This is a genomic window from Dysgonomonas mossii DSM 22836, assembly GCF_000213575.1.
In the GTDB taxonomy this organism is placed as follows: domain Bacteria; phylum Bacteroidota; class Bacteroidia; order Bacteroidales; family Dysgonomonadaceae; genus Dysgonomonas; species Dysgonomonas mossii.
In genome coordinates this window covers 533486-559203 of record NZ_GL892005.1, presented here as the reverse complement: position 1 = coordinate 559203, position 25718 = coordinate 533486, and the positions used below count along the sequence as shown (strand labels likewise).

Below are 25718 nucleotides of genomic sequence, written 5' to 3'. Positions count from 1 at the left end.
GGTACAAAAATACGGTTTTAACTATCACTGTCAAAATAAATGACTATTGAATTATATGACACTTAAAAAGGCTATTGATGCGATCCTATTAAGGGTCTCCATATAAATAAAGTTATATTCTAAATTTATCTTATATATACAGAAAAGCTTTCATAGATTGCTATAGTATTTTCTATACAAAACGAAAAGTAACACAATAAAATAACTCAAAAACTGTCACCTTTGTCACCTTTTGAACCCAAACAACTGTTTATATGACAATTCCCAAAATAGCTATTGTTACTTTTTTTATAAACTAAAACATAATCTATAGTTTGACTTATTGTCAATTATTTCTTTATTTTCCCTTTTTTATGAAGCCTTTAACAATAAATTGAAAGAAGAACCTGTACCTTTGTCTGAATAAAACTTAAATCAGCTAAAAGAGCATGCTAAACGAATGTGAACGTAGTTTAATCATCAGTTTAATCAAAAAAGAAGTTGTTCCGGCTATTGGATGTACAGAGCCTATTGCGGTCTCCCTATGTGTAGCCAAAGCCACTGAGGTATTGGAAACTATGCCGGAGAAGATAAAAGTATACCTGAGCGCCAATATATTGAAAAATGCAATGGGTGTTGGTATTCCGGGGACAAAGATGGTAGGACTGCCCATAGCGATTGCACTAGGAGCTTTGATAGGTAAAAGTGAATATGGACTACAGGTGCTGAAAGACTTGAAGCCGGAAGATGTAGATACAGGGAAAGAATATATTGCGGAAAAACGGATAGAAATAGGGCTTAAAGAAGATATAGATGATAATCTATATATTGAAGTGCATTGCCTTAAGAACGAAAATGAAGCTGTAGCTATAATAAAAGGCACACACACACATTTTTCTCACATCTCTAAAAACGGAGAAATAATAGTAAATGAATGTGACAACAGCCTTTGCGAAGAGAATAAAGATGAGATAAAGTTATCCTTTTCAAAAGTATATGAGTTTGCGACTACTACTCCGATAGAAGATATTCGTTTTATACTTCAAGCGGCGGAACTAAACCGTACCGCTTCGAAGCTGTCAGCCCAAGGAAGCTATGGTCACAATGTAGCTAAAACGATGACAGGAGCATTGGGAAAACAAATATTCGGAGATTCAATGCTTACTCACATGATGTCGTATACCGCCGCTGCATGTGACGCTCGCATGGATGGTGCTATGATACCGGTAATGAGTAACTCAGGCAGTGGTAATCAAGGTATTACTGCAACGCTTCCGGTTCTGACATATGCAGAAGACACAAATTGCTCGGAAGAGAGTCTGATAAGGGCGTTAATTATCAGCCACCTTACAGTAGTATATATAAAGCAGAAACTAGGACGTTTATCGGCTCTATGTGGTTGTGTTGCAGCTGCAACAGGTGCTAGTTGCGGGATAACTTACTTGATGGGAGGAGATTACAACCAAATAACATTTGCGGTAAAAAACATGGTTGGCAATATCACAGGGATGATCTGCGACGGGGCAAAGCCTAGTTGTGCCTTGAAGATATCCAGCGGAGTGTCTACAGCCGTGCTTTCGGCAATTATGGCAATGGAGCAGAAAGTAGTTTCTTCGCTAGAGGGTATTGTTGATGACGACGTGGACAAAACCATAGAGAACCTGACAAGTATAGGTGCTGTAGGTATGCAAGAAACAGACAAATTAGTGTTAAAGATAATGACCAGCAAATAACTCTTATGATTCATAGATTGGAATAAATGAAATAAAAGAGCCGCCCCAAATGGAGCGACTCAAACCTAGATAACCAAACCCTATAACTAACTGTATCTTGCCTTTTACAGCTTCTTTAAACCTTTTATATCGTTCTTACTTACTTCTACAATGCTTATTGCATATCCCCCGGCCGGAGCACAGAATTGAGACAATTTAGACTTATTAGAAATCACTACTTTTCGAATTGTATATGCCTGCGGATTAGTCTTATAATGAGCATCTTTTGCATCGCTGTATATTGTAGCAATATATGTTTTTGCAGGATCGAGGTAATCGAATGTAATAGTTGATGTACGTCCGTTTTCATCACATACACTTCCTATAAACCAATCGTTTGAACCTTTTGCTTTACGTGCTATTGTGATATATTCTCCCGGCTCTGCTTCAAGAATCTTACTTTCGTCCCAATCGATAGCTACATCTTTTATAAACTGGAAAGCATCAAGGTGCTGTTTGTAATTTTCTATCAAGTCGGCAGCCATTTGCAACGGACTATACATAGTCACATACAGCGCCAATTGATTTGCTAACGTACTGTTCACATGTGAATGATTATCAGGATTAATCTTGCTTACATCCATCTGGAAAATACCGGGAGTATAGTCCATCGGGCCACCAATCAAACGGGTAAAAGGTAGTATGGTAACATGATTAGGCTTACTACCACCAAATGCCTGATATTCTGTTCCACGAGCTGACTCATTACCGATCAGATTAGGGTATGTACGACATACGCCTGTAGGACGAACTGCTTCATGTGCATTCACCATTATTTTATAATCGGCTGCTTTTTCCAAAGCATATTGATAATGATTTACCATCCATTGTCCGTAATGATATTCTCCACGAGGAATTATATCCCCTACATATCCACTTTTTACAGAGTTATAACCATTGTCTACCATAAATTTATATGCCTGATCCATATGACGCTCATAGTTACGAACCGAAGCCGACGTTTCGTGATGCATCATCAGTTTAATGCCTTTGCTCTTCGCATAATCATGCAATCCTTTCACATCAAAGTCTGGGTATGGAGTAACAAAGTCAAACACATAATCTTTAGACTTTCCAAACCAATCTTCCCAGCCAACATTCCAGCCTTCAACTAATACGGCATCAAACCCATGCTCTGCAGCAAAATCTATATATTCTTTCACATGGGCAGTATTTGCACCATGCTTACCATTTGGCTTTGTTTTAGAATAGTCTGTAACACCTAGCTGTACGCTATAGACATCATCAGTATAAGCCCATGTGCTTTTACCGGTAATCATCTCCCACCATACACCTACATACTTTACAGGTTTGATCCATGATGTATCTTCAATCTTACATGGCTCATTCAAGTTGAGTGTAATATGAGAAGCCAGTACATCGCGTGCATCATCACTCACTATCACAGTACGCCATGGTGTATTACATGGAGCTTGCATATATCCCTTGTTGCCTTGTGCGTCAGGAGTCAACCAAGATTCGAATACCATGTTCTTATCATCTAGATTAAGATGCATACATGCGTAGTTTATCAAAGCAGCCTCATGAAGATTGATATACAACCCGTCATTTGTTTTCATCATCAAAGCAGTTTGTACTCCTGTTGGAGAAAACGGTGTCTGAGAAGAGTTAGGAGTAATAGCCTTACTCATCAGCCCTCTTATCTCTGACAACTTCGATGTTGTATAATCATATTCTTGTGTATCATAATCGCCCGGAATCCAGAATGCTTTATGATCGCCGGCCATAGCAAACTGAGTTCGTTCTTCTTTTATAACAAAGTATATAAGATTCTTTTGCTCGGGAAATTCATAGCGAAAACCTAAGCCATCATCAAATAGGCGAAAACGAATAAGGATGTGCCTGTCTGTTGATTGCTGATTTAGCGTTACAGCTAATTCATTATAATGATTGCGTATTTCTTTTACTTCACCCCATACAGGCTGCCATGTTTCATCAAACGATGATGTATTGCTATTTGTAAGTTGAAATCCGTCAAGTAAAGAAACCTTATCTTCTTTTTGTGAGTCTGTATTTCCTTTTATAGAAAAGTCATTAAAATCAGTATGAGAGTCACTATTGTCTTTCAACTCCAAACCCAGCTTACTAGGCTTAATTACATCTTTTCCCTTATACGTTAAACTATAAGTTGGCACACCATTACCTTGCAAATAAAACTTTAATGTAAGATTTCCATTTGGTGATTTGAGTTCTTGCGCTTTCACTGTTCCAAAGATTAAATAAAAGCCAATAAAAATAGAAATACTGATGATTTTTTTCATGATTCTTAAAAAAATATTTTCCTGTATACAAAGAAACTACATTTAGAGTTCAATGATAGAATCCTTTTCTTGTAAACCAAACAAAATAATCTGCAAACGTTTGCAGATTATAGCAAAAAGAAGAGGTGACCAAATCAGCCACCTCTTCTAATAAGTATTTCGATTAATCTAATTTATTCTATCGTACCTGTACCGGCATTGAAATCAAGAGTAACTTTTTTGCCTGCAGCAACAGGTACTGCTGCTTGATCGCCTCCGGCTCCTCTATATTCTATTTTTCCATTAAATATATTAAACTCACGAGTCCACCAATCAGTTGTAGCAGCAGATGAACCAGCATAGATTCTTAGATCTCCTGCAGCGGTAGTAGTTATTGTCATTTTATTCCCAGATATTGTAAACGGATATGTAGCCGCATCCCATCCCCCAAAGGCATTACCTATTCCGTATACCTTAGCAGGCTCTATAACAATCTTATCTGCAACCATATCAATGTACACCATGTAAAGACCGTCAGCATCAACTACAGCGTTACCATCTTTTATTGAATATCCTTCTTTAGATGCTAGCTCTGAAAAGTCGCCACCATCCCAAGATGGCTGAGGAGCCCATTTGAAACCTTGGTTTGCTGTAAAATACCTTACACACCAGAATGAACCACTAGCTCCATTAACCGGAACCATTTTAACAACACCCGCAGGATCAGAGAACCAATTGCCAAACTCATTTCCTGTCATATAGAGTTCTTCGGGATAGGTAGGCTTTATAATTTCTCCTTGTACTGCTGAGACTGAGAATTTATTAGTACGAAGATCAAGTTTTAGCGTCACATCGTATGCCGCGCCAAGAGGTACACTGAGGTTTTTACCTCCTCCTTTGAGTTCAGTAGAAGACGAAGCAAGTGCAACTGCACCATCAGAGTCTCCGATAGATCCCATATTAGTATGAAATTTAATAGTAGATGATGCATCGTATGGAATAGTAATACCCCAATCTCCATTAAACCTAAACTTCATTTGATCCTTTGTAAAAGGGAAAGTGCCTTTAAATTCAACTGTAGCAGTCGACTCGTTATAGTTAACACTAGTAAAAGGGGATTCGGCATTCCATCCCTGAGGAGTGGCCGCTCCAATAACTCCAAACTTAGCCGGAACTATCGTGAGTTGACTTAAATTACTGTTGTAAATAAGAAAATATAAACCATCCTCAGTCACTTTGTAAGCAGGACCTTCTGCTACAAGCTCACTAGTTACAGAAGAAACCTCTGCACCTTTTCCATAATTGATTATATTTCCTGTTGCATCAGCTTTTGTTATAAATAAATCTCCACTTGCTTTTAACCATGTAAAAATAGTAGACACACCTTCTCTCTCATCGGTGTCGGGATCCGGATATCCGGCCTTGAATGAGGCTGCCGGTGCAATCGATTTATATACCACAGCCGACCCTGATACATAAACACCAGGCTGCACGTCATCGACTACCACCCAATTATCATTTTCGCCACAAGCGGTGAAGCCCAGTATAAGGCAGAGTGTTATTCCCCAATATATAATTTTATTTTTCATCTTATTGCTATTTAATTTGGGATTAATATTTAGGGTTTTGAGTTAGATTCTTATTGTTATCCAGAACTGCAAATGGAATAGGGAATACTTTCCTATATGGTTCAGAAGGACTTCTGTCCATAGCAGCCTTATTAAATTGTCCAAATCGAATCAAATCTTGACGACGGAATCCTTCCCAAGATAATTCTAGCATTCTTTCCTTTAGTATATTTTCCAACGTTGCAGGTCTCTCGGATGCATTAACACGATTGCGAACTTCTTTTAATAAGGCATCTGCATTTTGTCCGTCTCTAACCATAGCCTCAGCTTTCATCAATAAGACATCGGCGTAGCGATATAAGACATAATCGTTGCTAACCAATTGTCCTCCGGACTGAGCATTAGGGTCAAATTCATATTTTTTCCAACGAGCTCCTGCAGTTTTTTCTGTAGCCTCATTACTCGTATTTATTTTTATAGCATCAGGTTTGTACTCTAACACAACATCTCCATCCATTATATCACTACCATCGGGTCCTTGTACCTTTCCTGTAAAGAAGCAGATATTCAGACGAGGATCTTCTCCACCTTCTCTAAAGACCTTTAATAAATCTGTCGTTGCTGATGCTCCATTCCATCCATCTTGTCCCCAAGCTTTAGCGTGAGCATAGTGACGAGTACGCACACAATACATATTTCTTGCTTTATATAATGTAGGATCCATTGGTATGACAAAGATATTTTCTACCGAACCTTCATTTTTAACAGCAAAATTGGCCGAATAACTTGGATTTAATGTGTAACCTTCTTCTTTTATCAAATCACAGTATTTGATAGTAGCTTTCCAAGCTCCTATATCACTTCCATCAACAGAGAATGAAGTTGAGCCGTTAGGAACTCCGTTATTATCTTCCCAGTTATCGTCAGAATAGACCTGAGCATTTAATGCCAGTTTGGCTAGAAGAAAGTATGCTACAGATTTTGTCATACGCCCATAATATTCTCCCGGGACTGCACTCTTTGCCGATTTTAACAGGGGTAACGCTTCCTGTAATTCTGTCTTTACAAAGTTGAAGACTTCACTTCTTTCCGCTTGTTTTACCTCACTGATCTCCGTAGAAGAAGATGTTACAATAGGTACGCGGGCAAAATTATCTAATAAATAATAGTAATACATAGCACGAAGCGCTCTTACCTCTGCAATATATTCTTTAAGGTATACATTTTCACTATCCTGATCTAAATAGAACTGCATCTTATCTATCGACTGATTACACTTACCAACAACACGGTAGAGGTAGTCCCAAGAACCTTTTACAAGGTCGTTTGTAGATGTCCATTGATGCTGATATAGATTAACCCATAGCCCTCCATCGTACCAGTCAGCCCCTCTAGTTGGCAAAACAGCTTCATCTGCAGTAAAAAGATTGAGATCATTCAAACCACGATCAGTTCCAGCCAAACCACTACCTCCTCCATCAGCTCCAATCTCTGTATATAATCCAGCTACAGCGTTCAAGTAGATCAACTGCTGACTTTTGTAAGCTTCATCTTCCGGTAATTGATCAATCGGTGTTTCGTCCAGAGAGCAAGCATTAAGTCCTAGAATAACTGCTCCTGCAATAAAACTATATAGAAATTTCTTTTTCATAATTGCTTATTCTTTAAAAATTAATGTTAAGACCAATAGAGTATGTACGACTCAATGGATAGAAACGTTTATCATCTATACCTAGATCGTTATCTGTTTTATTAGCGTCTAGAGTCGAGCTATTGATCATCGGAGAAAGACCTTTATAAGCTGTGAATGTATGCAAATTGTTTACAGACGCAGTAATACGCATCGTCTTTATATATTTGCTAAACTTAGATGTATTGATATTATAGCCTAAAGTTAAATATGCTATATTTAGATAATCACCTTTCTCCAGCCAATAATCACTTACTCTGTTGTCTCTTATGTTCATCTTAGGAGCATCAGGCAGCACATTGTATGTTGGAAAATTATTCATATTCATATAAGATAAGTATGTACCGTTGAATATTTTATGTCCAAATGCGCCATTCAATTGAGTTTGAATATCAAAGTCTTTATATCTAAAGTTTATGTTTGCCCCAAGGAAAAACTTAGGAATTGACTGTCCTGCTATATAACGATCTTTACCCGCAGAAGTAATCACTGAGCCATCATTATCCAAGTCTAAAATATTATAAGAATAGCTATCAAAGCCATCGTTGATGATACCAGTCGCTTTAGGAAGATAAAATACACCTAGTGGTTGACCGACCAAATTATAAACCACGTTGTTATCTCCCCCGATTGAACCTGCGCCAGAGATACCTCCAAGAGACATATAAGTAGCAGCATTAATCTCCTGACCTTTGTAGACACCATCTAAAGACAGCAACTTATTTTTCTGGTATGCTCCATTAGCAGAAATAGTCAGCCCCATATCTTTTTTCTTTATTGGAGTAAAGTTTACTGCCAGTTCGAGCCCTTGATTCTCCATTGACCCCATATTAGCAAGTAAAGTAGGATGAATAAATGGAGGTACCGGTACTGTATAATTGAATAATAAGTCTGAAGTTTTAGAATAATAATAGTCAAAAGTTATATCTAACTTATTTTTCAAGATAGACAAATCAAATCCAGCATCAAAAGTTTTTTTAGTTTCCCATTTCAAATCAGGGTTAGGATTTCTTAAGTAGCCATATGATACAGCAGGGTCGCCATTTACGGTAACTAGTCCTGTAGGGCCCATTAACTGTAGTGAATTATATGCTGATATTGCATCCTGATTACCCGTAACACCATAACCAGCTCTCAGTTTAAAATTATCGATAACAGATATATTTTTGATAAATTCTTCTTCACTCATATTCCATGCAAGTGATGCTGAAGGGAAGAAGCCCCATTTGTTGTTATCTCCTAATTTAGAGGATCCATCGCTTCTTAAATTGACTGTTGCGATATATTTTCCATTATATACATAGTTAAAGCGTCCAAGTATTGAAAATATATCATATCCATTTCTGTATGAGCTGACATCTCCATATTTTACCAAAGCACCACCTTTCAAATTATCTGTATCAAAATAATTAGTACCAAAGCCTCTCGACTGAGAGGTAAAACCATGATATTTATAATTTTGGCCTTCAACTAATCCTAGAATATCAATAGCATGTACATCATTTAGGGTCTTTTTATAATTTAATCCAAGATTACCCATCAATATATCAGAATTAGCCAATCCTCTATAGGCTAACCCCTTCTCTCTTATACCTTCTTTTATGTTTGTTGGTAAATACTTCGAATTTTCTTTCGAATTATATGTATATGATCCAAATGCACTAAACTTAAGTCCATCTATTATCGTCCAAGTCAATTTAGCATGAGCATTCAGATAAGCATTATTTTCTCTATCATTGATAGTCAAACGCCCTAGAGGATTATCAACCTCGTTAGCATTAACATCTTCCGGCCATGTTCCATCTTCATTTTGTGTAGCTGGAAATGTAGGATTAAATGAAGCTGCTGAATAAAATGTCTTTTGATAGTTATTTACATATCGTTGTTCTTTCTTAGAACCAAACATACCCATCTCCAATTGAATTTTTTTATCGAAAAAGAACTGGCTAATATCAATTTTAGCAGTATAGTTTTTCATCCAGTTATTTTTGATTATACCTTTCTGATCTACAATACCAAGAGATGCCCTATAGTTTGAATCCTCTGTTCCTCCACCAAAGGCAATTCTATGATTCTGGGTATAACCAAGTTGTTGCATTTCTTCTAAGAAATTAGTATTGGCTCCTCCATCAATAGCATTTGTCAATCCCAAATCCTGAACTGCCTGACGATATTGGTTTCCGTTAAGCATTTTGATATTCTTATACACCGATTCAATACCAAAAGTTCCATCATAACTCAAGCTTCTAACTCCATATTTTCCCTTTGTAGTTGTTACCACAATAACACCACTAGCCCCACGAGAGCCATATTGTGCAGTTTCTGAAGCATCCTTCAATATCGTAAAACTCTCAATATCGGAAGGAGCAATTGCATTAAGTAACCCTAAATCTCCAAATACCCCATCGATAATAACAAGTGGATCATTACCTCCTGACAAAGAAGTCGTTCCACGCACACGAATAGAAGCCCCTGCTGTTGGATCTCCTCCAACCTTAGAAATATTAACTCCGGCAACTTTACCTTTAAGTGCATCTAATGGATTATTAACAACTCCGGCATTCATATCCTCTTTACTGATTTTTTGTACAGCACCAGATACAGTATGCTTACTACCGGTAGCATACCCAATAGCTATTACATCTGACAACATAACAGCGTCTTCTTCCATTAACACATTAATATTCGTTTTTCCTGATACAGAGACTTCTATGTTTTTGAAGCCGATATAAGAAAAAACCAAAGTACCATTGGACGGAACATTATTGATTTCATAATTACCATCCAAATCTGTTATAGTACCATTAGTTGTACCCTTAACAACAACACTACCACTAATGATAGGTTCACCGTTATTGTCCTTCACATTACCTTTAACTGTGATATTTCCGCCTTGCGCAAAAATACTTGATGTTGATACCAATATTCCTAACATAAATAGCAGGAATACATTTAAACATCTGTTCTTAATCTTTCTTTTCATGCGAAATAATATTAAGATTAACATTAATATTGATTAGTTTATTACTTATTTCTATATAATCGGTTTATATATTCTAGCGTGCATAAAATACTATTCGTATTCAATAAAATCCTGATCAACCCTGAATTTTGAATAGAGGATAGAAAAGGCAAATGTTATATTTTGTATATTTTTAAATAAATCTTGGTTCAGATTTAACATTAGAAACACTTGTATTTTCATGATATTTTAGGATTATACTACAAATATGAGAAGACCTATTTTGTTTTGTATCAAAAGATTTTATAAAAAGCTGCTTTTTGTTATGCAAACGATTGCAATCAGATTGTAACATATATTTTGCTTATCAACCTTTTATAATCTTTTATATAACCATTATATACAATATATTAAATGAATGTATACATTTGTTATCATATTCAAGACTTTTGCAATTAGCAAAACTTATTTCGAGACGAAGACAATTTCTATACGATATATATACAAAATTATAGAAGACTCTAAAGTCCCGTCCCTTGCACACTAAAAGAAATAATATAAACTCAATATATGTTAAACAAAAAAACTTAATGGGTTGTTTAATATTTGACTACAATTAATTATTTATGAATAACATAAGAAGTATTTTATCTATCACCTTACTGAGTACATTACTACTATACGCATGTAAAAAAACTCAAGTCGAGGCTCCGGTTGTTGAAGTTGAAACTGTAACAACAGATAATTTCGAAATATACGGAGAATACGTGGGCCTTATTAAAGCATCACGTAATGTGGAAATTCATGCACGTGTAGAGGGATTCCTCGAAAAGATGACCTTTAATGAAGGAAAAGGAGTGAAAGCGGGAGAACCTTTATTTTACATTAACGACAGAACTTACAAAGCTAAAGTTGAAAAAGCAAAAGCAAAGCTAAAAAGAGATGAAGCGCAGGCTCTAAAAGCAGAAAGTGATCTCAAAAGAATAGAACCTTTATATAATCAAAATGCTGCCAGCAGGCTAGACCTTGACAATGCAGTAGCTGCACTGAATATGTCGAAAGCTGATGTAGCTATGAGTAAAGCCGACTTGGAACAAGCCGAGCTGGAATTAAGCTATACAGTGGTACGGTCTCCCCTTTCGGGCTATATTAGCGAAAGATATGTGGACATAGGTACTTTGGTGGGAAATTCGAAGTCGTTATTGGCCACAGTAGTAAAAAGAGATACCGTATTGGTCGATTTCAAACTTACTTCTCTCGACTATCTAAGAAGTCAACGCAGGAATGTGCATTTAGGCGAATTGGATACAACCCGGTCGTGGCAGCCAACTGTTACAGTTACGCTTGCCGACAACTCTGTATACAACGAAAAAGGAATCGTAGACTTTGCATCACCCCTTGTTGACCCTAAAACAGGAACTTTTGGGGTACGTGCAGTATTGCCTAATCCGAATCAGGTTCTTCTGCCGGGACAATTCACCCGTGTAAAATTATTGCTTAATGTATTGGAAAATGTTGTAGTTATCCCCCGAAAAGCTATTTCGATAGAAAAAGGAGGAGCCAATATATTTGTTATACGTCCGGATAGCATAGTCGAAAAACGCTATATAGAGACCGGTCCCGAACATGATAATAAGATAGTAGTTATCCGTGGATTGAGCCCGAATGAGCATATTGTTGTAGAAGGATATCAAAAGCTTACTCACGGACAAAAGGTTATATCGAGAAGTACTAAAGAGGAAGCAAAAATAGAGGCTCTCGAGAAAGCGGATGAAAAGAAGAAGGAGGATAAGAAATGAAGCCGGGATTATTTATAGACAGGCCTGTACTTTCTACCGTCTTATCCTTACTTATTGTTATTATAGGTATCATTGGGCTGGTGCTATTGCCAATCGAACAGTATCCACAAATAACGCCTCCTGTTGTAAAAATAGGAGCTTCTTACCCGGGGGCAAATGCTACAACGGTTTCTCAAGCAGTGGCAACGCCCATCGAACAAGAGTTGAACGGTACGCCCGGTATGATATATATGGAATCGAGCAGTTCCAACTCGGGAGGACTCTCCATCACCGTTACGTTTGATGTAAATACCAATGCCGACCTAGCCGCAGTAGAAATACAAAACCGGGTAAAATTAGCCGAAAGCCGTCTACCTGCAGAGGTACTACAAGGTGGGATTTCTGTTGAAAAGCAAGCACCCGGACAATTGATGACGATTGCATTGACATCTGACGACCCAAAATATGATGAGATATACTTAAGCAACTATGCGACTATAAATATACTGGACGTTATCAGACGTATACCCGGAGTAGGACGTGTTTCGAATGTAGGTAGCCGATATTATGGCATGCAAATATGGGTATATCCGGATAGACTAGCTAGCTTTGGACTAACAGTCAAAGACTTGCAAGATGCTCTAAAAGATCAGAATAGAGAGTCTGCTGCCGGCGAACTCGGTAAACAACCGATAGTCCACGTGGATGTTACGATGCCTATCACAGCACAAGGACGTTTGTCTACAGTGAGTGAATTTGAGGATATTGTAGTAAAAGCCAATAACGACGGTTCGTTTATCCGTATGAGAGATGTAGCAAGAGTATCTCTGGAGGCATCATCATATAGTACCGAGAGTGGATTGAACGGCAAATATGCAACCATGTTGAGCATCTATCTTCTTCCCGGCGCTAATGCGATGGAAGTAGCGGATGAAATAAAGGCAGCTATGGGAAATATAAAACAAGATTTCCCCGAGGGTTTAGATTATCTGATACCGTTCGATATGACGGAATACATCGGAGAATCTATTCACGAAGTTTATAAAACATTGTTCGAAGCCCTCACGCTTGTTATTATAGTAGTATTCCTTTCGTTACAAAACTGGCGTGCGGCTATTATTCCGATAGTTGCCGTGCCTATTTCTTTGATCGGTACATTCGGATTTATGCTTATAATGGGATTCTCCCTTAATATGCTTACTCTTCTAGGATTGGTTTTGGCTATCGGGATTGTTGTGGATGATGCGATTGTCGTCGTCGAGAACGTAGAACGTATTATGGAACAGAAGGGTGTAAGTGCACGGGAAGCCACACACAGAGCAATGAAGGAATTAACGGGGGCTTTGATCGCTACATCGTTAGTCTTGGCTGCTGTATTCGTTCCGGTAAGCTTCCTTGATGGGATAACAGGGGCACTCTACAGACAATTTTCTGTAACCATTGTCGTATCGGTACTTATATCTGCAGTAGTAGCCCTGACCCTCAGCCCTGCCATGTGTGCTATAATATTAAAGCCATCGAAAAAGAAAAAACACTTCATCTTCCGCAAAATAAATATCTGGTTAGGAAATGGCAATAAGAAATATGCAAACATATTACTGAAGGTTATAAACAACCCTAGACGTACGATGGCAGCATTTGGAATGGTCCTTGTATTTATTTTCGTATTGAATAAAATAGTCCCTACCAGTTTCATTCCACAAGAAGATCAAGGTTATTTTACCGTAGAGCTTGAAATGCCGGAAGGTACAACACTCGAGCGTATGCGAACAGTTACGGATAGAGCTGTAGCTTATCTAGACAACCATGAAGCGGTAGAGTATGTACAAAATGTAACAGGATCGAGCCCTCGTGTAGGAACCAATCAGGGACGGACAACTTTGACGGTTATCCTTAAACCGTGGAAAGAAAGAAGTACGGGTGTAGACCAGGTGATGCGTGACGCACAAAAAGAATTTTATAATTACCCCGAAATAAGAGCATTTGTGAGCCGTCCTCCTGTCATTCCGGGACTCGGATCGGCTGGTGGTGTCGAGATGAAGCTTCAAGCTCGTTCCGATGCTCAGTGGGACGATCTGGTAGCTGCTACTGATACTTTTATGTATTATGCAAATAAGTCTAAGAGCATTTCAAATGTTTCTTCTTCTTTGCAATCTGAAATACCTCAACTATATTTTGACGTGGATCGTGATCAGGCAATGCTACTCGGTGTACCAATGTCTGATATTTTTTCAACAATGAAAGCCTATCTGGGGTCAGTATATGTAAATGACTTCAATATGTTTAACCGTATATACAAAGTATACATCCAGGCCGATCAATCATACAGGGCAACAGCCAGCGATATTAATCTATTTTTCGTAAAAACGAAAAGCGGCGACATGGTTCCGCTTACAGCTTTGGGTAAAACCAGCTATACCACAGGGCCGGGAAACATCTCACGCTTCAATATGTACACATCGGCCTCTATGCAGGTTACTCCTTCGGCAGGGCATAGTTCGGGACAGGCGATGAGCGAAATTGCAAACATCGCAAAAGAACACCTTCCCGCCAATATCGGGATAGCGTGGAGCGGTCTCTCTTTTCAGGAACAAAAGGCAAGCGGGCAAACAGGTACAGTCTTGGTACTGGTTCTAATATTTGTATTCTTGTTTTTGGCGGCATTATACGAAAGTTGGACTGTACCAATTTCCGTGATATTGTCCTTACCTATTGCTGCGCTAGGAGCATTTATCGGTATCTGGATATTAGGATTGGATAATGATGTGTATTTTCAAATCGGACTCGTAACCTTAATTGGATTAGCCGCTAAAAATGCTATACTGATCGTAGAATTTGCCAAAATACAGGTCGATGCAGGTATGCAACCTATATTTGCAGCAATGCAAGCAGCAAAATTACGTTTTCGCCCGATATTAATGACATCTTTAGCATTCGTATTGGGTATGTTACCAATGGTAATAGCTTCCGGCCCGGGATCAGCGAGCAGACACTCGATAGGAACAGGTGTATTTTTCGGTATGATTGTAGCTATTACATTAGGAATAATACTTGTGCCATTTTTCTTTGTGATAGTATATAAAGTAAAGGATAAGTTTAAGATCCCAGAACTTAAGTTTCCTAAGTTCCTGAAAATAAAGAAACTTATAAAAAAAGATGATAATGAATAAACTTACATATATACTTCTCATTTCCACAGCATTATTCTCATCTTGTAAAATAGGTAGGAAATACGAACAGCCGGAAATGAATATACCTCAAACATTTGATGCAAAAATAACGAATCAAGGGAATGCCTCTGATATCGGATGGAGTGCTTTGTATCAGGATTCTGTATTACAAGGACTCATCACAAAAGCTCTCGACCACAACAAAGACATGCTCATCGCAGCTGCCCGCATAAAAGAAATGGCTGCGAACAAACGAATATCATTTGCAAACCTATTCCCTGAAATAGGGGCTGAAGTGGCAGGACAAAAGGAATATCTGAACTATGGTGGCGATTCGAAAAAATATTCACCTGAGCTTAGAGCCAATCTTAACGTATCGTGGGAGTTGGATATATGGGGTAAACTGAGATGGGCCAACGAAGCCGGAGTTGCTGCGTATTTGCAAACGGTAGAAGCTCAAAGAGCTATGCACCTAACCATTGTGGCACAAGTTGCTCAGGCATACTTTGAATTGAAAGCATTAGATAAGGAGCTTGTAATAGTAAAACAGACTTTGGATGCCAGACGTGAGGGAGTCCGATTTGCCAAATTGCGCTACGAAGGTGGTTTGACATCTGAAATACCATACAGGCAAAGCCTTGTTGAACTAGCCCGTACCGAAACGCTGATTCCAAATCTAGAAAATGAGATAAAACTGAAAGAGAATGATCTTTTTGTACTCGTTGGAGAGTTTCCCATCGGAAACATTCCCAGAGGCAAAGATGACATTAGTCACCTGCAAGTTCCAGCCAGCCTACCTATCGATTTACCGTCGTCGCTACTGAAACGCCGTCCGGATATGATACAGGCAGAGCAAAAGCTGATAGAGGCTAATGCTAAAGTAGGGATGGCCTACACCGATATGTTTCCTTCTTTAAGACTTACAGGGCGTTTAGGTGGAGAGAATACCGAACTCACAGACTTTCTTAAAAGTCCGACATGGTTTATCTCGGGAGTACTTACCGGCCCTATATTCAATATGGGCAAAAACAAAGCAAAACATAATGCGGCAAAAGCTACATACGAGCAAGAAGTATACAGCTACGAAAAATCGGTATTGAATGTATTTAAGGAAGTAAACAACTCTATCATTACGTTCAATAAGATGAAAGAGGTATATCTGTCACAAGAAGCTTTATACAATTCGGCTAACTCTTATCACGAGCTGGCTAAGTTACAATATGTAAACGGAGCTGTTAAGTATATCGATGTACTGGACGCACAACGTCAGTTGTTCGATGCCGAGATAGCTTTGAATAATGCTACGTTAAACGAACTCTATTCGTTAGTTGCTCTCTACAAAGCTTTGGGTGGAGGACTTAATAGGGACTAAAAAAACTGTCTGAAAAGAAAACTCAGAATTACAATAAACATCTTCTTTTCAGACAGTTTTTTAATTAATTATTTATCAGTTACCCGTGCCTTCTACTTTCTTTATTTGTTCTTCGGCTTTATCCCTCAAGTTCTGACCTTGCTTTTTAGCCTCTTCTACAAGCTTCTTTCCTGCCGCCTTAGCCGCTGCTTTTGCAAGAGGATTACTCCCTGCCTTTTCTTCCAAAGCCTGTGATTGTTTCTCCGCTTCAGTCACCAACTTTGTTGCTGTGGCATCCGCTTCCGATCTAATCCGTTCTATTTGTTTCGCTTTTTCTTCAGACGCCTTCGCTGAAACATCAGCTCCTTTTTCTCCTCCCAAAAGCTCATTTACGGCAGACGAAGCAGCTCCAGCAACCAACGCCTTGGTGTCTATTCCAATCTTGGGACTTGTAAATGTACCCCCTATAGTAATCGGCACAGATGATACGTAATGGTTTGCCAACGATTTAGGAAGTGTAACAGTGCCTTTATAGTCGATGCTTTGATCAAGACCAGTAGCACCCTCTAATTTCATAACACCGCCATTGCCAAAGTTTACATTGAAAGGTTTTGTATTCAGTTTTCCATTATTTATAGTAAAAGGCAGATTCAAATCTTTCGTAGAGAATGATTTCAAAGCATCAGTCTTCAATGAAGACGACAAAGCTGTCAGAGCCTCAACGCCTTCCACTTTGACATCATTAGTTTGTAATGCTCCGCTACCTGTAAGACCAGCCAAAGTTTGCATAATTGTCTCACCTAAAGACGTATTAAATTTGAAGTTCATAGAATATGTTCCTCCCAATTTCTCAAATATAGGAGCAAACTTTTGCACAGATTCTACCGACTTAAATGTTTCAGCAAATGAAACTTTCGACAAAGCCAAATCAAAGTTAACCTTCGGTGTCTTAGGTTCTGATGTATCATACGTTCCGCTAACTTTACAAGAACCGCCCAAAGCATTAGCCCCAACATTATTAAGAGTAAGCACTCCGTTTTTGACAGTCATATTACCAACCATATTTGTAATGTTCATTTTTCCATATACAATTTGGTTGAGGGCTGCGTTCAATACAAAATCTATATTTTTAGGAATAATAATGTCTTCTGTTGATGATGATGCGGTTTCTTCTGTTCCGGCAGTTTCACTACTGATAAAATCATTCGCATTCAGGTAGTTTGATTTTATATTCAACTGACCTTTCAGTGTTTGGTCTTTCAACGCATAAGCAATAAAATTCTCGAGACGTCCTGTCGCTGACAGATCATTTTTACCAATCTTTAGATTTAGAGAAGACAGATTTACATAGCGTGGCGAAAATTCTAATCCGGCATCGTTAATCAACACATCTTGCATATCTTGAGATTTATAAATCATATTGCTCAACTTCAAGCTTCCTGCTGCCGATACATTCTCATATTGTTCTTTTTCGATTGCAGACATCCGAGCTGCAACATTTAGATTAGCAATCATCTTACCATTTAAAGCTGTTCCTTTTTCTAACGGATATACATCTTTTATCATACCTAAATCAATCGTCCCATTTGCCTGTGCTTTCAGGTTGGGATCGCTCATCGGTGTAGATACATTCAGGCTTCCCGAGAAAGGATTACCGCCCAAATTGAAGCTAAACTTACTGATATCAATAATCATATTATCCAACGAGCCACCTTTACTGTTTATAGCCATAGCAACATTTATGTTATTAACAGCTTTGGGTAAAGAAGGGTATTGGAACATCGCATCATTCACTATTATCTTTACATCAAACGCAGGATAACTATCACCATGCATAAGACCTTTGATATATGCTTCCAACTTTGCTGTTCCTGACGTTTTCACATCTTTAAAATCCGCTGTATACATCGCCGGAACAAGAGATAAGATATCTTTAAATTGGGTATCCGGCGCATTCAGCTTAAGATCGAACTCCATATCTTCATAATCCTTACCCACCATAGCAAAAGTACCATCAATAGATGCTTTAAGATCATTTAGTTGCAGGTTACTTTCCTTAAAGGCAAATTCCATCTTATCAAGATTCGCATTGATGGTAGCATCGGCCACACCTTGTATTTTATTCAAATATGGAATACCATCCATAACAAATGTAACTTCGCCGATAGTAGAGTTCGTATTTAATGTTGTTTCGCCAGCCGAAAAATCGCCATGCAGATCTCCGTTCCATTTATTAAGTGTCACCTTCATCTTTGTAGAATCGTTCTGATAAACAAAACTACAATCGTTGACCGTAATCTTTTTCAAATTGAGTTTGAAAGCCGATTCACTTTCGGTTGAAGCAGATGCTGTAGAGTCAGCCTTCATTATATCCCAGTTAGCACGTCCGTCTTCAAGTACTTTTGTATATACAGAAGCCTTATCCAGATTGATTTTAGATATATTATATTCGCTACCAAAAAGGCTCATCAAGTCGATAGTAACGCTTGCCGATTTAGCACTCAACAGTGTATCTTTCTGAAAGTCTCCGACACCTACTACCGAGGCATCGTTTAGGGAGAGTGTTGCATTAGGGAAATTGGAAAACAAGTTTAGTCCAAAATCCTTAATATCCACTGTAGCGTTTAGTTTTTCGTTTGCGGCATTCAATACGGCAGTTTTTATTTTATCTTTAAACAAGAAAGGAATTGCTATCATAGCCACTATAAGCACAACGATAACAACACCCGCAATAGTTAGAGCTTTTTTCATACTTTAGCTTCGATTTTTATACTATGTATTTGTGTTTGTTTATTTTATTAACGGTTTATTCGCAATTTTGTTATAAGTCATGTTATGAAATATATTATGTTCTATATATAGACTATATCATGAAAGATTATTCTTTAAAGTTATCATATATTATGAGTAAATGTAAGAAAAGAAACATCTCAGAAGTTACAAATAAAAACATACGAACAACTGTCACCTTTGTCACCTTTTGCTCACAGAAGCTTATATAACATCATATATACAAGCCACTTATACGAGAAACTCAAATATACAAAAAGTGACACTATTTTCTGATCAAACGGATATAAATACTTAAGGGCAGATTTTTACCGGATTTTTCAGGAACAACCAGTTCTCCGTACGTGCGATCTTTGACATCAGAAAAATAATCCTTTATGAGGTTATCGGCGATGACAGCCGAGAAGCCCATAGAGTACAGATTTAGTATAAGGAATGAATTGGATTCCTCCAGCAATTGCGAACAAAGAGACATTATTTCAGCTATATTCTCTTCCAATATCCACTTTTCGCCATCAGGACCACGACCATATGCAGGAGGGTCTAGTATTATCCCATTATACTTCTTACCTCTTTTTACTTCGCGGCGGCAAAACTTAAGTGCGTCTTCTACGATCCAGCGTATATCATGCAGACCGGAAGCATCCATATTTTCACGCGACCACGTGATTACCTGTTTCACAGAATCTACATGCGTCACATCAGCTCCTGCACTTTTAGCCGCAATAGAAGCCCCACCTGTATATGCAAAAAGATTCAACACTTTGGGTTCAGAAACATTGAGGTTCCGAACTGTATCGTATATGAAGTCCCAATTCTCCGATTGTTCAGGAAACACCCCTACATGCTTGAAAGAAGTAAGACCGAGGCGAAACCGAAGTTTCATTTCCTTATATTCATAGTTGATAAACCATTGGTCGGGCATTCCATTTTTTTGTACCCAAACACCTTTGTCGTTACCATCTTGGGATGTCTTCCCTTTCTCCTTCTTGAAAGTGGCATCGGCTGCGTCCTCCCACTCTTTCTCGGGCAGAGACTTACGCCATACTGCCTGTGGTTCGGGACGTCGGATAATGTATTTACCAAAACGTTCTAATTTTTCATAATCGCCCGAGTCGATCAGTTCATAATCTTTCCAATGCTGCGGTCTGAGTAATTGCATCTTTATTTCCTTTTATTCAGTCTGAATTTGAAAGCGAAATCAATGCTCAACAAATGTTCGTATTTGAAGATTTTATTGTTTTCTGGGTTCAAGGCTACAAAGGTAGGATGATAAATTAATCCGACAGTAAATTTTGAAAAAAAATAAACAAAGATTGTATCTATAAAGAAAACAGCCGAATGGTTGATTCCAGTCGACTGTCTTTCTATAGTTTATATATCAGGCTCTATCTTTTCTTTGAAGAGCTTTTGAGAAACACATTCAATACCTGTTTGGCAATAGGGACAAGCACTGTCGTTGCCATTCTACTCCAAAATCGTTTGTTCTCTACGGCATTCTTTTGGTCAATCTTAGCCTGTTCACGCTGTGCCCTTTCGGCTTCTTTCTGAGCTTTTGCCTCTGCTTTATCCTGCGCCGCTTGTTCTTTCTCACTCAAAGTACCTTGCAAACGCTCCGTTAAGATTTCGTAAGCTGATTCTCGATCTATTCCTTGTGCATAGTGGCGATACAAAATAGAACCCTGCGTCATCTGATTACGGGCAGCAGTATCCAATGGTCCGATTTGCCCTTCAGGCGGTAGAATAAAAGCTCTTTCGACCATATTGGGTCGACCTTTTTCATCTAATAGCGAGACTAAAGCCTCTCCTGTTGCTAATTCGGAGATTGCCTGTTCTGTATCAAATTTAGGATTCGCTCTGAAAGTCTGCGCCGCAACTTTAACTGCTTTCTGATCTTTCGGCGTATAGGCTCGCAAAGCATGTTGTACACGATTTCCTAACTGACCTAATACAGAGTCCGGAATATCAGCAGGAGTCTGTGATATAAAATAGACGCCTATCCCTTTCGAACGAATGAGACGGACAACCTGCTCTATCTTTTCCAACAATGCCTTCGGGGCATCACTAAACAGTAAATGAGCTTCATCGAAAAAGAATACCAGTTTTGGTTTATCCGGATCTCCCACTTCGGGCATCACTTCAAACAGCTTGGTCATCAGCCACATCAGGAATGTAGTATATACACGTGGAGAATTCATCAGCTTATCTGCTGCCAATATATTTATAACGCCCTTCTCTCCTACTGTTTGTATCAGATCGTCGATATTCAGATTCGGCTCTCCGAAGAATTTATCAGCACCTTCTTGCTCTAACGCAATTAATCCACGCTGTATAGCTCCAACACTTGCCGTAGAGATATTGCCATAGCTTGTTGTAAAACGATTGGCATTATTCCCTACATATTCCAAAAGCTTTTGCAAGTCTTTCAAATCAATAATATCTAAAGACTCATCTTTTGCTAATTTAAATATAATAGAGAGAACTGCCGATTGAGTATCATTGAGAGATAAAAGCCTGCTTAATAGAAGCGGCCCCATATCTGCAATTGTGGCTCTGATAGGCGCACCTTGATCTCCAAAGACATCCCAAAACTGAACAGGGAAATCCTGAAATTTAAATCCTTTATCTGCCAATTTGTATGATTCTACACGTTGGGTAACGCTCTCCTTATTTCCTCCAACGGCGGCTACACCCGATAAATCGCCCTTCACGTCTGCAGCAAATACAGGAACTCCCATTCTGCTGAATGTCTCGGCCAAGGTCTGTAACGTCACTGTTTTTCCTGTACCTGTGGCTCCGGTGATAAGTCCGTGTCGATTAGCCATTTTAGGAACCATACAGACTTCCTGTTCGGGAGAAATAGCTATAAAAGCTCTTTTTTCATTATCATACATTGGATTATATTTTTTAAGTTTGTTTTCTTATTATATAAAATCAAAAAGGAGTATAAAAAGTTCGCTAATGGTATTACAAAAATAATTATTTATTGCAATACACATCACCAATCGATATAAAGCTTAATTTTATCAAAAAGAATTTATTGAACACATTCGCTAAAATAAGAAAATGGGTAACAGATAATCCGATAAAAAGCATCATTATTGTCGGTACTTTAGTTCGCTTAGTTGTTGCCTTTTTATATCAGTATATAACCCTCTATCCTGATAGTGAAGGGTATGTAGAGTTAGCTAAGAGAATACTAAACTTTGATTTTTCAAGCTATGAAGGTCAACGTTCTCCGGGATATCCTATTTTACTTGCGTTGAGTAATATCTCTTATTCTACAACAGGTGCACTACAGTTTATTATAGGAATAGTTACTCTTATTTACTTCTACAAAACATGCCTATCGGTGAGGTTGAGCAAAAAGATATCTTTTTATTTAACGATTATATTAAGTTGTTATTTACCAACTATTTTCTTTGAGGTAGCTATTCTTACAGAAACACTTACATTACTCGTTGTAACACTTATATTGTATCTGTTTTTTAGAATTCGAAGCGGAGAATCTAATCAATACATAAACCTCGGTATATTGTGTGGATACCTTGTTTTGATAAAGCCTTTTTATGTATTCTTACCCGTAATTCTTTTTTTATTTTATTAAATGCTAGTTCATTCAAGGTTCTGTTAACCAGACTGTCTTTTATCTTAATAATTCCTCTTTTGGTTTTTCTCGGTTGGTCTTATGTAAACAAAAAGAACACAGGTTATTTCACTTCTACTACTTTTTACGGATTCAATCTTGCTCAGAACTGTGTCAACTTTGCAGAAAAAACAACACCCGAATATAACGCAATAGGCAATATATATGCCAAGTATAGAGACAACAGGATTTCGGACAAGGAAATAGCAATGACTATCTGGGAAGCATACCCTGAATTGGAATCGGAAACCGGCTTATCGTTCCCCGACTTATCCAACAGGCTTTATGATTATAGTATAGCTACAATTAAAGAGAACCCGACAGCGTACTTGCAGCAGGTTTTTATCTCGTGGCGTGACTTTTGGAAAACATCGCTGTATTGGGAATATGATAAATTTGCGATTCCTCATGCCAATGAAATATTATTGTATATATGCTACCTAGAAAGGATTCTATTACAATTAATCAAGATCGCATTTATAATCCTTATTCCTTACAATATATTCAGAGGTATAAGGCAAAAGAAGATTAGCCCTCAGCTAACAATATCTATAATAGTATTTACAGCATCTATACTACAAGCTTTTGTTACATACGGAACAAATTCTCGATTTAGCTTTCCGTTCGAAATGCTTATTGTATTATCTGTCATATTAAATGTTTTAGACATAAAAAATAAAAGAATCCACGATATCTGAGATGCAATAAAAATCAGAATAGGCTTCAACGCTGAAAATAAAGATCAAAAATAGCCAGATGCAGTAAAATTGACTATTTTTGTACGTTTTATAAACTTAATTGATGTGATTTCAGTAGAAGGACTAACGGTAGAATTCGGAGGTTTCAGCCTCTTTGACGATATATCTTTTGTTATCAACAAGAAGGAAAGAATAGCCCTTGTTGGTAAAAATGGAGCAGGTAAATCAACCATGCTTAAAATATTTGCGGGGCTGCAAGCTCCTACACGAGGAAATCTTTCTGTGCCCAAAGACATAAGTATCGGTTATCTGCCGCAGCACATGACCCTAAAAGAAGGTAATACTGTTTTTGAAGAGGCTTCTTTAGCATTTTCACACATACAGAAGATAGAAACCGAATTAGAGTATGTAAACAAACAGTTGGCTGAAAGAACAGACTATGAGTCGGAAGCCTATCACAACCTGATTGAGAAGTCATCTTATCTCAACGAGGAATTTATGATGTCGGGGGGGAGCAACTTTCAGGCAGAAATAGAAAAGACACTGACAGGTCTGGGATTTAAACGGACAGACTTTGAACGTCCAACCAGTGAGTTTAGCGGAGGATGGCGCATGCGTATCGAATTGGCGAAATTGCTCCTTCAACGCCCCGACGTACTTTTGCTCGATGAACCGACAAATCACCTTGATATAGAGTCAATCCAGTGGCTCGAAACATTTCTTTCGACCCGTGCCAATGCTGTCTTGCTTGTATCCCACGACCGTGCTTTTCTGGATGCTGTAACCCAACGTACCATAGAAATATCTCTTGGGCGTATTTACGATTATAAAGTTCCCTATACTAAATATGTAGAGCTAAGAAAAGAGCACCGCGAGCATCAAATACGAGCTTACGAAAATCAGCAAAAGCAAATACAGAAAACCGAAGAGTTTATAGAGCGTTTCCGCTACAAAGCAACAAAATCGGTACAAGTACAATCACGCATAAAGCAATTGGATAAGCTAGAACGACTGGAGGTAGACGATGAAGATAATGCTATGCTGAATCTTAAATTCCCTCCCGCACCACGCTCAGGTTCTTATCCTGTAATTGTAGAAAATGTAGAAAAAAGCTATGGAGATCATCTGATCTTCAAAGATGTGACATTTACAATACATAGAGGAGATAAGGTAGCTTTTGTTGGGAAGAATGGAGAAGGGAAGTCTACTTTAGTGAAATGCATTATGAGCGAGATTGACTTTAAAGGCAAACTAGAACTAGGACATAATGTAAAAATAGGCTACTTTGCTCAGAATCAAGCACAATTATTGGATGAAAATCTGACAGTATTCGAAACAATAGACTATGTGGCTGTAGGTGATATACGAACTAAGATCAGAGATATATTAGGTGCTTTCATGTTTGGTGGCGAAGCATCTGACAAAAAGGTAAAAGTATTGTCGGGTGGAGAACGTAGCCGCTTGGCAATGATACGCCTGCTACTCGAACCCGTCAATCTGCTTATTCTCGATGAGCCGACCAATCACCTCGATATGCGTTCGAAGGATGTTTTGAAAAAAGCAATTAAAGAGTTTGACGGAACTGTTATCGTAGTATCTCATGATCGTGACTTCTTAAACGGACTGGTAGAAAAAGTTTACGAATTTGGTAATCAGCAAGTAATAGAGCACTTAGGCGGAATCTATGAGTTTCTTGAAAAGAAAAAGATGGATAGCCTCAAAGAACTTGAAGTGTCTACATCTCCGCTTAATGAATCTGATAAGACTACAGATCAAGAACCTGTAAATAAGCTATCTTACGAAGAGCGAAAAGAATTAGGCCGTCAAATCAAACGAGTAGAAAAGCAGATTTCGGATATAGAAAAAACTATAGAAAGTAAAGAGAACGAAATAGCCGAAATAGAACTCAAACTAACAACACCCGAAGGTGCGGCCGATGCTTCTCTTTTCGAAAGGCATGGGCTATTAACAAAAGAGTTGGAAGACGATATGCTCAAATGGGAAGAATTGACTGTTGAACTTCAAAATATTTCGAAAGACTAAATTTGTATTC

General features: G+C 38.2%; 14 protein-coding genes. 7 read left to right on the top strand and 7 right to left on the bottom strand.

Annotation, left to right across the window (positions count from 1 at the left end):
• Positions 1-428 precede the first annotated feature (428 nt).
• Complete coding sequence (locus HMPREF9456_RS05870; protein WP_006842560.1) at positions 429-1712, top strand: L-cysteine desulfidase family protein; 1284 nt, start codon at positions 429-431, stop codon at positions 1710-1712.
• Between the two features lie 104 nt (positions 1713-1816).
• Here HMPREF9456_RS05870 and HMPREF9456_RS05865 read toward each other — a convergent pair whose 3' ends face one another.
• From HMPREF9456_RS05865 to HMPREF9456_RS05850, 4 genes are all read right to left on the bottom strand, one after another.
• Positions 1817-4033: a glycoside hydrolase family 97 protein gene (locus HMPREF9456_RS05865; RefSeq protein ID WP_006842559.1), complete on the bottom strand. Its 2217-nt coding sequence runs from the start codon at positions 4031-4033 to the stop codon at positions 1817-1819.
• Positions 4034-4206: 173 nt separating this feature from the next.
• Positions 4207-5601, bottom strand: a complete 1395-nt coding sequence (locus HMPREF9456_RS05860) for a SusF/SusE family carbohydrate-binding protein (RefSeq protein ID WP_006842558.1) — start codon at positions 5599-5601, stop codon at positions 4207-4209.
• A 22-nt stretch (positions 5602-5623) separates the two neighbouring features.
• Positions 5624-7231 (bottom strand): RagB/SusD family nutrient uptake outer membrane protein, encoded by a 1608-nt coding sequence (locus HMPREF9456_RS05855; RefSeq protein WP_006842557.1) that lies wholly within the window; start codon positions 7229-7231, stop codon positions 5624-5626.
• A 13-nt stretch (positions 7232-7244) separates the two neighbouring features.
• Positions 7245-10253 carry a SusC/RagA family TonB-linked outer membrane protein gene (locus tag HMPREF9456_RS05850; protein WP_026177038.1) on the bottom strand — a complete coding sequence of 1003 codons (3009 nt, stop codon included), beginning with the start codon at positions 10251-10253 and terminating at the stop codon, positions 7245-7247.
• Between the two features lie 605 nt (positions 10254-10858).
• Between HMPREF9456_RS05850 and HMPREF9456_RS05845 the strand changes: the two genes are divergently transcribed.
• From HMPREF9456_RS05845 to HMPREF9456_RS05835, 3 genes are read left to right on the top strand one after another with little or no spacing between them, the layout of a single operon-like run.
• Complete coding sequence (locus HMPREF9456_RS05845; protein ID WP_006842554.1) at positions 10859-12031, top strand: efflux RND transporter periplasmic adaptor subunit; 1173 nt, start codon at positions 10859-10861, stop codon at positions 12029-12031.
• On the top strand, positions 12028-15180 hold the full coding sequence (locus HMPREF9456_RS05840; protein ID WP_006842553.1) for an efflux RND transporter permease subunit: 3153 nt from the start codon (positions 12028-12030) through the stop codon (positions 15178-15180). The genes HMPREF9456_RS05845 and HMPREF9456_RS05840 overlap by 4 nt, the downstream gene beginning before the upstream one ends.
• Positions 15173-16552, top strand: coding sequence for an efflux transporter outer membrane subunit (locus HMPREF9456_RS05835; protein WP_006842552.1), 1380 nt, complete (start codon positions 15173-15175; stop codon positions 16550-16552). Before HMPREF9456_RS05840 ends, HMPREF9456_RS05835 begins: the two co-directional genes overlap by 8 nt.
• A 75-nt stretch (positions 16553-16627) precedes the next feature.
• Here HMPREF9456_RS05835 and HMPREF9456_RS05830 read toward each other — a convergent pair whose 3' ends face one another.
• From HMPREF9456_RS05830 to HMPREF9456_RS05820, 3 genes are all read right to left on the bottom strand, one after another.
• Entirely contained in the window at positions 16628-19282 is a 2655-nt protein-coding gene (locus HMPREF9456_RS05830; RefSeq protein WP_006842551.1) for an AsmA family protein, read from the bottom strand.
• Positions 19283-19586: 304 nt separating this feature from the next.
• Positions 19587-20483 carry an RsmD family RNA methyltransferase gene (locus HMPREF9456_RS05825; protein WP_006842550.1) on the bottom strand — a complete coding sequence of 299 codons (897 nt, stop codon included), beginning with the start codon at positions 20481-20483 and terminating at the stop codon, positions 19587-19589.
• Positions 20484-20709: 226 nt separating this feature from the next.
• A complete protein-coding gene (locus HMPREF9456_RS05820; RefSeq protein WP_006842549.1) occupies positions 20710-22215 on the bottom strand; it encodes a helicase HerA-like domain-containing protein in 1506 nt (501 codons plus the stop codon).
• Between the two features lie 92 nt (positions 22216-22307).
• Between HMPREF9456_RS05820 and HMPREF9456_RS17555 the strand changes: the two genes are divergently transcribed.
• The 3 genes from HMPREF9456_RS17555 to HMPREF9456_RS05805 all read left to right on the top strand — a co-directional run bounded on the left by HMPREF9456_RS17555 (position 22308) and on the right by HMPREF9456_RS05805 (position 25708).
• On the top strand, positions 22308-22928 hold the full coding sequence (locus HMPREF9456_RS17555) for a hypothetical protein (protein WP_006842548.1): 621 nt from the start codon (positions 22308-22310) through the stop codon (positions 22926-22928).
• A 59-nt stretch (positions 22929-22987) separates the two neighbouring features.
• Positions 22988-23665: a hypothetical protein gene (locus tag HMPREF9456_RS17550; protein WP_006842547.1), complete on the top strand. Its 678-nt coding sequence runs from the start codon at positions 22988-22990 to the stop codon at positions 23663-23665.
• Positions 23666-23770: 105 nt separating this feature from the next.
• Positions 23771-25708 carry an ABC-F family ATP-binding cassette domain-containing protein gene (locus HMPREF9456_RS05805; protein ID WP_006842546.1) on the top strand — a complete coding sequence of 646 codons (1938 nt, stop codon included), beginning with the start codon at positions 23771-23773 and terminating at the stop codon, positions 25706-25708.
• Positions 25709-25718: the final 10 nt, after the last annotated feature.